Source organism: Actinoplanes hulinensis (assembly GCF_019429605.1).
Taxonomy (GTDB): Bacteria; Actinomycetota; Actinomycetes; order Mycobacteriales; family Micromonosporaceae; genus Actinoplanes; species Actinoplanes campanulatus.
In genome coordinates this window covers 19,971-31,314 of record NZ_JAHXZI010000004.1, presented here as the reverse complement: position 1 = coordinate 31,314, position 11,344 = coordinate 19,971, and the positions used below count along the sequence as shown (strand labels likewise).

At 72.8% G+C, this 11,344-nt stretch carries 4 protein-coding genes; 3 read left to right on the top strand and 1 reads right to left on the bottom strand.

Annotated features, from left to right (window positions below; genetic code table 11):
* The first annotated feature begins 55 nt into the window (after window positions 1-55).
* Window positions 56-1,120, top strand: coding sequence for a cell envelope lipid trafficking protein PgfA (pgfA, locus tag KZ829_RS08705; RefSeq protein WP_220143340.1), 1,065 nt, complete (start codon window positions 56-58; stop codon window positions 1,118-1,120).
* A 193-nt stretch (window positions 1,121-1,313) separates the two neighbouring features.
* Window positions 1,314-5,492, top strand: coding sequence for a bifunctional nitrate reductase/sulfite reductase flavoprotein subunit alpha (locus KZ829_RS08700; protein WP_308285393.1), 4,179 nt, complete (start codon window positions 1,314-1,316; stop codon window positions 5,490-5,492).
* Window positions 5,493-5,554: 62 nt separating this feature from the next.
* Here KZ829_RS08700 and KZ829_RS08695 read toward each other — a convergent pair whose 3' ends face one another.
* Entirely contained in the window at window positions 5,555-8,950 is a 3,396-nt protein-coding gene (locus tag KZ829_RS08695; protein WP_220143339.1) for a TFIIB-type zinc ribbon-containing protein, read from the bottom strand.
* Between the two features lie 300 nt (window positions 8,951-9,250).
* On the opposite strand from KZ829_RS08695, the gene KZ829_RS08690 reads away from it, so the two are divergent.
* Entirely contained in the window at window positions 9,251-10,843 is a 1,593-nt protein-coding gene (locus tag KZ829_RS08690; RefSeq protein WP_308285392.1) for an amidohydrolase, read from the top strand.
* Window positions 10,844-11,344: the final 501 nt, after the last annotated feature.

Below are 11,344 nucleotides of genomic sequence, written 5' to 3'. Positions count from 1 at the left end.
AAGCTCGGCATACATCATTCCTGCCGCTATTCCATTTCCACCTCGTGGAGGACATATGAAGTCCCGCGTCATCGGCACCGTGCTGTTCGGTTTCGGCGTCTTGGCGTTGGTGTTCGCCGGCGGCCTCGCCTTCGTTGTGGCACCGACCGTCAAGCAGCTTCCGTACGACATGGAGATGACCCAGTCGATCGCCGAGGCGCCGAACGCGACGTACATGCAGATCGCTGACGGCAAGGCCACCATCGAGACCGGCGATCTGCGTTCGACCGTCACCGTGCAGCCCGACTCGGACGAGACCGCCAAGCTCACCGGCGACCTGGACGGCACCGCCCTGGTGTGGGTCGCCGGCCAGCAGGTCGAGAACACCGAGGGCGAGCTGATCAGCGCGTACAGCACCTCGCTCGCCGTGGACCGCAAGACCGGCGCGGCCGTGGACTGGGACGGCCAGTGGCTGGACACCGGCGGTCAGCGTGAGGCCGTCGACTACAAGGGCCAGATCTACAAGTTCCCGTTCGGGACCGAGAAGCAGACGTACGACATCTTCGACCGGGACATCCTGACCGCGAAGCCGGCCAAGTTCGTCAAGACCGAAGAGATCCAGGGCGTCGAGACCTACCAGTTCACCCAGACGCTGGAGAACGAGACCCAGGTTCTCCCGGAGGACCGCGTCAAGCTGCTGCTCGGCCAGTTCCTGCCGACCGCGACCACCGGCTCCGTGCAGTACGGCAACGTCCGTACCGTGTGGGTCGACCCGGTCACCGGCGCGTACATCAAGGTCCAGGAGCAGCAGAAGAAGACGCTGCTCGGCAACGACGGCAGCTCCAAGGTGCTGCTGGACGCGACCTTCGTCTACTCCGACGCGACCGTGACGAAGTCCGCCGACACCGTCAAGGCGAACCAGTCCAAGCTCAACCTGGTGGGCGTCTGGGGCCCGATCGGCCTGGGCGTGCTCGGCCTCATCCTGGCCGTGCTCGGCGTCCTGCTGATGCTCCGCGGCTCGAAGACGGCCGCCGCCAACGGCGTCCCGGCCCAGTGGTCCGGTGCGCCGCGGCACGCCGCCAAGTCCGGCGACGAGGCCGGCGACGAGGCCGAGGCGACCGCTTCCGCCGAGAAGAGCTGACACCACCCGTACGACGAACGAGCCGTACCCCGGGTCGAAAGCCCGGCGGTGCGGCTCGTTCGCTTCTGTGGCGGCGGCCACTCACAACCGCTTCCCGGACGACTGTGACGTGCGGGTAATGCTGGATGCGCTTTCAAGTGACCAGGCGGAAACCGGGGGTTTCTACTTTTGGGGCGAACCGAAAGGGGTGCCTGTGGCTGCCGATGTCACCAGGGTCCGAACCGTGTGCGGGTATTGCGGCGTCGGCTGTGGGATGGTGCTCGACGTCGCGCGCCAGGATGACGGTCCGTTGCGGGTGATCAAGGCGAGCGGGGACCGGGACCACCCGGCCAACGCGGGCCGGCTGTGCACCAAGGGTTCGACCAGCGCCGACCTGCTCGCCGCGGGCGGCCGGCTGGACACCGCGCTGATCCGCGCCGACCGGGGCGCCGCCCCCGCGCCGATGAGCGCCGACGCCGCGATCAGCGAGACCGCGCGCCGGCTGCGCGCGATCATCGACGAGCACGGGCCGGACGCCTTCGCCATGTACGTCTCCGGCCAGATGACCCTGGAGGCGCAGTACCTGGCGAACAAGCTGGTCAAGGGCTACATCGGGACCAACAACATCGAGTCCAACTCGCGGCTGTGCATGGCCAGCGCGGGCACCGGCTACAAGCTGTCGCTGGGCGCGGACGGGCCGCCCGGGTCCTACGACGACCTGGACCACGCCGACGTCTTCCTGGTGATCGGCTCCAACATGGCCGACTGCCACCCGATCCTCTTCCTGCGGATGATGGAGAGGGTCAAGGCCGGCGCGAAGCTGATCGTCGTCGACCCGCGGCGCACCACCACCGCCGAGAAGGCCGGCCTCTTCCTCCAGATCCGGCCCGGCGCCGACCTCGCGCTGCTCAACGGCCTGCTGCATCTGTTGCTGGAGAACGGGCACATCGACGCGGATTTCATCGCGGCGAACACCGAGGGCTGGGAGGCGATGCCTTCGTTCCTGGCCGGCTACACCCCGGCCCGGGTCGCTGAGCTGACCGGCATCCCGGAGGCCGACATCCGGACCGCCGCCGAGTGGATCGGCGCGGCCGGGAACTGGGTCAGCCTCTGGACCATGGGCCTCAACCAGAGCACCCACGGCACCTGGAACACCAACGCGCTGGTCAACCTGCATCTGGCGACCGGCGCGATCTGCCGTACCGGCAGCGGCCCGTTCTCGCTCACCGGCCAGCCGAACGCGATGGGCGGCCGCGAGATGGGCTACATGGGCCCCGGGCTGCCGGGCCAGCGGTCGGTGCTGGCGCCCGCCGACCGCGAGTTCACCGAGACGGTGTGGGGCGTGCCGGCCGGGACGTTGCGTACCGAGGTCGGCCGGGGCACCGTCGACATGTTCGAGCAGATGGCGGCCGGGAAGATCAAGGCCTGCTGGATCGTCTGCACCAACCCGGTCGCCTCGGTCGGCAACCGGCGGACGGTCATCGCCGGGCTGGAGGCCGCCGAGCTGGTGATCACCCAGGACGCCTTCGCCGAGACCGAGACCAACGCGTACGCCGACATCGCCCTGCCCGCCGCCATGTGGTCCGAGGCGGACGGCATCATGATCAACTCCGAGCGGAACCTCACCCTGGTCCACCCGGTCGTCCCGGCGCCCGGCGAGGCCCTGCCCGACTGGCGGATCATCGCCCGCGTCGCGGCCGAGATGGGTTACGCGAGCGCCTTCACCTACGCGAGCGCCGAGGAGATCCTCGAGGAGATCAAGACCTTCAAGAACCCACAGACCGGGTACGACCTGAGCGGGGTGACCTACGCGCGCCTCACTGAGGGACCGGTCCAGTGGCCGGCGGCGCCCGGCGGCCCCGCACGCAACCCGATCCGGTACCGCACCGCCGACGGTGGCCTGCGGTTCGCCACACCCGGCGGGAAGGCGGTCTTCCACGCCCGGCCGCACGTCGACCCGGCCGAGATGCCCGACGACGACTACCCGTTCGTGCTCAACACCGGCCGCCTCCAGCACCAGTGGCACACCATGACCAAGACCGGCAGGATCGCCAAGCTGAACCGGCTCAACCCGGCGCCGTTCCTGGAGATCAACCCGGTGGACGCCGAATGGTTCGAGATCGCGGCCGGCGACCTCGTCGAGATCGCCTCCCGGCGCGGCCGGGCCGTCCTGCCCGCCGTCGTCACCGACCGGGTGCTGCCCGGAAGCTGCTTCGCCCCGATGCACTGGAACGACCTCTTCGGCGAATACGTCAGCGTCAACGCGGTGACCAGCGACGCCGTCGACCCGATCTCCTTCCAGCCGGAGCTGAAGGTGTGCGCGGTGTCCCTCACCCGGGTCGCCTCCGGCCCCACCCCACCGGCCCCACCCGCGTCACCCGGCGAGCTGCCGCCGCCGGCTCTCGTCGGTGCCACCGCTGTGGGCTCGGCCGGCCTCGGCGGGGTCCTGCCCGGGGCGCTCGGGCAGACGCTCGGCATCGACACGGTGCCGCCGGAGCTGACCGAGGACCAGCGGCGCTACCTCGCCGGATTCCTCGCCGGGGCCTCCAGCAGGCCCGGGCCGGCGGTGCTGCCCGCCGGTGCGCCGTTCGACCACGCCACCGCCATGTGGGTCAACGGACTGCTCGCCGGAGTGCTCTCACCCGTACCATCGCCGGGTTGGGAAAGGTCTCCCGCCGCGGAGCCGGCGGCGGACCGCCTCCAGGTGCTGTGGGCCTCGCAGACCGGCAACGCCGAGGACTTCGCCCGGACCGTCGCCGACCGCCTCGCCGGATCCGGCCGGGAGGTGACCGTCCTCGGCATGGACGGGCCCGCCGCCGACCTGCTCGACCCCGGAGCCGACCTGCTCGTCGTGACCAGCACCTTCGGCGACGGCGACGCGCCCGACAACGGGACCACGTTCTGGGACTCGCTCACCGGCGACGGCGCGCCCCGGCTGGACGGCCAACGGTACGCGGTCCTCGCCTTCGGGGACTCCAACTACGACGACTTCTGCGGTCACGGGCGGCGACTCGACGAGCGGCTGGCCGAACTGGGCGCGGTGCGGCTGGCGCCGCGTGCCGACTGCGAACCCGACTTCGAGGAGACCGCCGACGGCTGGCTCGACTCGGTCCTGACCGCACTGACCACGTCCCCTCCCGCCGCGGTGGGGCCGGCGCCGGCCGTGCGGACCGCTCAGGCCACGATCGCCGTGAGGGCCGCGGCCGCCACACCCGTCGTCCTTCCCCCGTCCGGCCCCGTTCCCGCACCCGGCCCGATTCCCGCGCCCGGCCCTGTGGCGACCAAGGCCGCTCCGCTCACCGCCGCGCTCGTCGGAAACCGGCTGCTCAGCCTGCCCGGGTCGGCCAAGGAGGTGCGACGGTTCACCTTCGACACCGGGGGACTGCTCGACTACCAGGCCGGGGACGCGCTCGGCGTGTGGCCGGTCAACTGCCCCGAACTCGTCGAGGAATGGCTCGACGTCACCGGCCTCCCCGCCGACGCCCCGGTCGAGCTGGACCGGATCGGTGCGCGGCCGCTCGGTGAGGCCCTCGGCCGGCACCTCGACATCACCCGGGTCACCAACGACCTGATCCGCTTCGTCGCCGAACGCAGCGGCGCCGGCCACCTCAAGACCCTGCTGCGCCCCGACAACAAGGGCGAACTGGCGAAGTGGACCTGGGGCCGCCAGGCCGTCGACGTGCTCGCCGAGCACCGGGTCGAGGCGAACGCCCAGGAGTGGGCCGGAGTCCTCAAGAGGCTGCAACCCCGGCACTACTCGATCAGCTCGACCCCGCTCACCGATCCCGGCCGGGTCAGCCTCACCGTCTCGGTGGTCCGCTTCGACAACCATCGTGGCCGGTCCCGCAAGGGTGTCTGTTCCACCCACCTGGCCGACGCCGCCGCCGGCGCCGAGGTCCCGGTCTTCGCGCAGCGGGCGCCGCACTTCCGTCCGCCCACCGACCCGAACACCCCGATGATCATGGTCGGGCCGGGCACCGGTGTCGCCCCGTTCCTCGGCTTCCTCGAGGAGCGGCAGATCACCGGCGCACCCGGCGGCAACTGGCTGTTCTTCGGCGAACAGCGCAGCGGCACCGACTTCTACTACGCCGCCGAACTGGAGGAACTCCGCGCCGACGGCATCCTGAGCCGCCTCGACACGGCGTTCTCCCGCGACCAGCGGACCAAGGTGTACGTCCAGGACCGGATGCGCGAGAAGGGCGCCCAGCTCTGGGCGTGGCTCCAGGCGGGCGCCCACTTCTACGTCTGCGGCGACGCCAGCCGGATGGCCCGCGACGTCGACCGCGCGCTCCACGACATCGCCGTCCACCACGGCCGCCTCACCGAGGAGGCCGCCACCGCCTACGTGAAGCAGCTCGCCACCGACAAGCGCTACGTCCGCGACGTCTACTGACCCACCGGCTGGCCCTCAGCGCTGTTTCAGTGGCGTTCAAACAGCGCTGGGGCCAGCCGGGGTCACGTCATGCGGGTGATGGCGTCGCGGAGGCGGGCCAGGTCGCGGCGGCGCTGCTCCATCGTGGTGGCGATGCCCACCAGGAGCAGGCCGCCGACGGCCAGCGGCGCCCACCGTGGCACCAGATCCCAGACCTGGATCAGCTCGTGCAGGGCGACCAGCAGCAGGGTTCCGCCGCCGATCAGCACCGGGGCCTGGAGGCGGGCGCGGGCGCCGGCCAGCAGGATCAGCAGGGCGCCGGCGCCGAGCAGCAGGCGGCGCGGGTACTGCGGATCGTCGGCGTCGCTGGCGGCGACGACGTAGAGGGACGGCAGGATGGCGGCGCCCAGAGCCGAGCCGTAGGCGGTCCAGGACGAGAGGCCGGACCGGTAGCGGCGGGCGAACCATCCCGCGATCAGGGCCAGGACCGCCGCCGGGAGGGTGTAGATCTCGACCGTCTCGACATCCCGCGAGGACAGCAGCAGCCACCACCCGAGCAGGGCCACCGAACCGGCCGCCAGGGCGTACCGGAACCTGGTCCGCCGGGTCTCGCCCGGCCGCATGGCGCGGACGGTCAGGGCCAGCGCCCACAGCTTGCAGATCAGAGCGGCCCAGCCCAGGCTCTCCGTGAGCGTGAGAGCGACCACCGCCGAGGCGTGGCCGACGACGAACGGGGCGATCGCCTCGGCCGGGCGGCGGGACGCCAGGACCGCCTCGAGCGCCACGGTCAGTGCCGCGGCGGCCAGTACGAACAGCGGTGGTCCGGCGGGTTCGAGATCGGCGGCGACCGCGATGGTGTACGCGACGACGGTCAGCGAGATCGTCCCCGCGGCCCAGCCGGTGATCCGTTCGACCGGCCGCCGACCGGTCAGTCCGGCCACCGTCGACGCGGCGGCCACCAGTGTGAACGCCGTGATCGTGGCCCCGTGGCCCGCCGTGGAGCCGGCCAGCCCGGCGGCCACGAGCACTCCGAACAGGATGGTGAGCAGGTCGCTCGCCATGTGCCGGACCGGGGCGAACGCCACCGCCGGCATCCCGGCCAGACCGGTGACCAGCGCGACGATCGGCACGGTCGGCCAGGCGGCTCCGGCCGCCGCGAAGATCAGCGGCACCAGCAGCGCCACCAGCGGCGCCGCCGCCCAGACGGCCACCACGACCGGCGAGCCGGCGGCCGCCGACGCCAGGCGGGCCGGGGGCCGGAGCCGGGTCATGAGGAAGCCGGTGAGCGCGGCCGCGAGCGTTGCCCCCGCGAGGGCCGCGACCGAGGACCAGGCGACCGGTGACTGCCGCGGTAGGACGCCGGACCAGACGCCGTCGTCGAGGGCGGTCCACGGCTCCAGGACGACCACCGCGAGGTCCGGGGCGATCAGGACGAGCAGCGCCCCGGCCGGAAGCAGCGCGGCGACGGCGCCCGCACCGGAACGGGCCGCGGGCAGCGGCAGGAGGGCGACGACGAGCAGAAGACCGGCGGCCGCGTACAGGGCGGACGGGTCGGTGCCGGGCAGCGACCAGAACGGGGCCGTGGCGGCGGCGAGCAGGGCGACCCCGAGGGCGTTCAGGCCGTAGCCGGGCAGCCGCCGGGCCACCGCGTGAGCGGTCAGGCAGAGCAGCAGCGCGACGGCGAGCGACACCCGCACCCGGGCGGTGACCGGTACGTCGCCCGCGTACAGGGCCAGCCACACGGCCGGCGGGACGGCGAGCAGGCCCACCGTGACGGAACCGGCCCCCACGTCGGCGGAGCGCGGGGTGTTGCGCAGGGCCACCGCCGTGCCCAGGCCGAGAAGGGCGATCACGCCGCACACCGCGGCTTCGGCCCCGGCCTGGCCGAGGCCGGTGAGGATCGCGTGCAGGGCCGCGAAGACGCACACGGCGATGCGGTGGACGGCGTCCGGGAGGGTTCGCGAACGGGCCGCGAGAACCAGCGCCACGGCGGCCACGGCCATCCCGGCGACGGCGGCCGCCCACCAGGTCAGGCCGAACACCGGCGGCGCCAGCAGGGCGGCTCCGAACACTGTGGTGAGGGCCAGGCCGGGGTGGGTGCGGCGGGGGACGAGCAGGGCGTACGCCACCGCGGTCACCACCAGCGCCACCAGCATGTCCCGGCCCGGCCCGGTGACCGCGCGGTCCCACGGCGCGGCGAACACCGGCGTGGCCGCGGCCATGCTGCGTACCGCCCCGCTCGCGGCGCCGAGCAGGACCGTCGCGGCCGCCGGACCGCCGGCGACGAGCGCGCCCACCCACGGGCCACGGCCGGCGACGACCGGGAGCCGGGGCTTGAGCAGCGCCGCGACGGCCGCGAGGAGCAGTGTGACGACGGCCAGTTCGGTGACCGGCCAGCCGATGCCGGGCAGGGACCACGCCCAGCCGGTGGCGGCGACCCCGGCGGCGACCAGCGCCAGCCCGGCGGTGATCGCCTGAGCCAGCGGGATGCGGGCCAGGACGGCCCAGCCGAGCAGCGCCAGCGTGGGCAGCACCAGCACGATCCCGGCCACGGCGACGTCGACCGGGGCGTCCTGGACGACCAGGTGGACGAGGGCGACGACCCCGGCGGCCACGGCGGCGAGGGCGCCACAGACGTACGCCGGCGCGCCGACGATGTCGGTGGCGAACCGGGACGGCCGGATCCGCAGCACGGCGATGTCGAGCACCAGGGTGCCGGTGAACGCCAGCGACCATCCGGCGAGGTCGGCCTCCGCCGCGGCGGCGAGCAGCGGGAGGACCGGCTGGGCGAGCAGCAGCGCGGCGATCCGGGGGCCGTGCAGGCGGGTCGGCCACGAGTAGCCGAGCGACACGAGGGCGGTCACGGTGAGGACCGCGGCGGCGTACGCGGTGGGTTGAAGATCACGCACCCGGAGGAAGTCGACCGCCCAGGCCGCGTAGCCGTCGAGAAGGATCATGAGCAGGCCGACGGCCGCGAGCGTCTCGGCGGCGGACGTCAGGCCGCGCCGGACCGCGAACGGGGGCACCGCCAGGACCGCCACGGTGGCCCCGGCGAGCAGCAGGGCCCGCCCGGTGACGCCGACCTGCGCCCAGGCGACCGCCGTGAAGACGGCCGCCGCGACGACCAGAAGCAGACCGCCGAGGGTGAAGAGCACGTTCTGCACGGTGAGTGTGCTCAGCCGCGGCTCGGCGGGCGGCGGCGGCGTGAACGAGGGCGGCGGCGTCGTCACCACCGGAGCCCGCCGGGCGACCACCCGCGCGGCGAGTCGGGCGCGGCGGCCGCGGGCGTCCTGGATCCGCCGGTCGATGTCGGCCACCAGGGTGCGGGCCGCGTGCAGCTCGCGCTGGAGGCCGTCGAGCTCGCCGTCTATCCGGATGACCTCGGCGGCGTCCGGATCGGGACCGGCACCGCAGGCGGGGCATCCACCGTCGAGGGAGGCGGGGGCGCCGCAGCGCGGGCACGGATAGGTGGTGGTCAAGGCGCATCCCGGTTCATCTGGAGTGGGAAGGACAGCTTCGCGCATCGATGCAAATCCGGGATGGGAGGCGGCGCGATCGGGTGGTCACCCGGTAGGCGCTTACCTGGACCGTCGCTCTCGGATACGTTCGGTGACAACCGGCCCGCGCCCCATTCTTCCTGGCGGCGGGCGCCTTTTTCAAGATCAAAAACACTTTGGCGTACGGGGTGAGCGGCACCGAAGCCGTGCGCCGGCTGAACCCTGCCCCCATCGCGCCGGTAGTAGAAGACGAGAACCGTCGCACCACCGAGGAGGCCCAGCGTGAGCGCCGCCGACCTGATCCTGATGGCCGACCGGATCCACACCATGACCGGATCCGCGGCGCCGACCGCGATCGCCGTGGCCGACGGCGTGATCGTCGCACTCGGCGACCGTGCCGACGTGCGCGACTGGCGCGGCCCCGGAACCGAGATCGTCGACCTGGGCCCGGCCACCATCACTCCCGGCCTGGTGGACGGGCACTTCCACCCGGTCACGGGCATCGGCCTCACCCGGGGCGTGGACCTGTCCGGCGTCCGTACCCTCGATGGTTTGAAAGCGGCGCTGAAAGCCGCCGCCGTGGCGCCCGGCGGATGGATCGAGGGTTGGGGCCTCGACCCGAACGCTTTCGAGGACGCGCCGATCACGCACGCCCCGCTGGTCGAGGCCGCTGGTCCGGACGTGCCCGTGTTCCTGCTCCTCTTCGACGGGCACTCGGCGCTGGTCAGCCCGCGCGCGCTGGAACTGGCCGGGATCACCGGGCCGCGGGAGTTCCCGTCCGGCGCCGGCGTGGTCTGCGGCGCCGACGGCCGGCCCACCGGCCACCTGCTCGAACTCGACGCGTTCAGCCTGGTCCGCCGGCTCCTCCCGGCGGACGCCCCGGCCGCCCGCCGGGAGCGGCTGCGCGACCTGCTCGACCGGATGGCCGCCACCGGGCTGACCGCGGCCGACGCCATGGACTTCGAAGAGGACTCCCTGGAGCTCTTCCGGGCCCTGGAGGACGAGGGTGACCTGCCGGTACGGTGGCGGTGCGCGCCGTTTGTGATGCCCGGCGCCGGCGCCGGCGGATTGGACGACGTGATCGCCCGGCAGGGACTGAGCGGCCGGCGCTGGCGGGTCGAGGGCGCCAAGTTCATGATCGACGGCACCATCGACGGCGGCACCGCCTGGCTCGATGAACCGGACACCCACGGCGAGTCCACCGCCTGCCTCTGGCCCGACCCCGCCGAGTACGCCGCGGCCGCCCATCGGCTCGCCGGCCACGGCGTCCCGATCGTCACCCACGCCATCGGCGACGCCGGGATCCGGTACGTGCTGGACACCTACGCCGGCCTGCCGCGAACCCGGGCGCCGCACCGGATCGAACACCTGGAGACCATGCCGTCCGAACTGATCGGACGGTTCGCCGAACTCGACGTGACCGCCGGCATGCAGCCCACCCACTGCACCCACTACACGCGCGCCGACCACAGTGACAACTGGTCCACCCGGCTCGGCAAACGCCGTGCCGACCGTGCCTTCCGGGCCCGTGACCTGCGCGATCAGGGCGCCCGCCTGACGCTCGGCTCGGACTGGCCGATCGCCCCGTTCGACCCGCGGGCCATCATCGCGGCGGCCCGGCTGCGGCGCCCGGCCGGTCGCGCCGACGTCGAGCCGATCCTGCCGGAACAGGCCCTCACCGCCGAGATGGCCCTGGAGGGCTACACCACCGAGGCGGCCGCGGCGGCCGGCCGGTCCGGGCGGCTGGTTCCCGGGCAACGGGCCGACCTCACGGTCTTCGGACTGGACCCGCTCACCGCGGACCCGGACGAGTTCGCCGAGTCCCCGGTACACCTCACCGTCGTCGACGGGACGGTCACCCACCGGTCACAGTAGATCGCCCCGGCCGTTCTCCTGGCTCTCTGCTGTCGCGGGTGCCGTGCGGTTCGGTGAGGTGCCCGCGGGATCTTCTTCGCGACCTTGGCCATGCGTCACCGAGAGCGTTCGCCGGCCCGCCCGTGTGGAGGATCCGAGGCGCTCCGGAGTCTCCTTCTCGGTTGTCGCCTGGCGTTGATGTCACGTCGCCTGTTCGCGTGTTTCCCCGCCTTCGCCGCGAGATTCGGCCGGTCACCGTCAGCTGGTCGAGTCGTCCGCGAGCGTCGATGTGAATCTTGGGCGCTCGTTGCCGAGCGGCGCGATCTTGCGCGATCGTGGCCGTCCGGGTGTGTCCGATCACCCAAGGTCTTCCAGCGGAAATAGATCATGGGCGATGATCTGCCGCCGGATGGCAACCGGGAATCAAGATCGGCCCGACAGCTACCATCGCCCAAGATCGCCGGCGAGTCGGGATGGCGCCGCAGCCATCCGAATGCGCGACTCGACATCGCGGCCACCCGT

What these genes read in the sequence shown, in the direction of transcription:
- pgfA (WP_220143340.1), top strand. Translation starts at nt 56, where the DNA reads ATGAAGTCCCGCGTCATCGGCACCGTGCTGTTCGGTTTCGGCGTCTTG.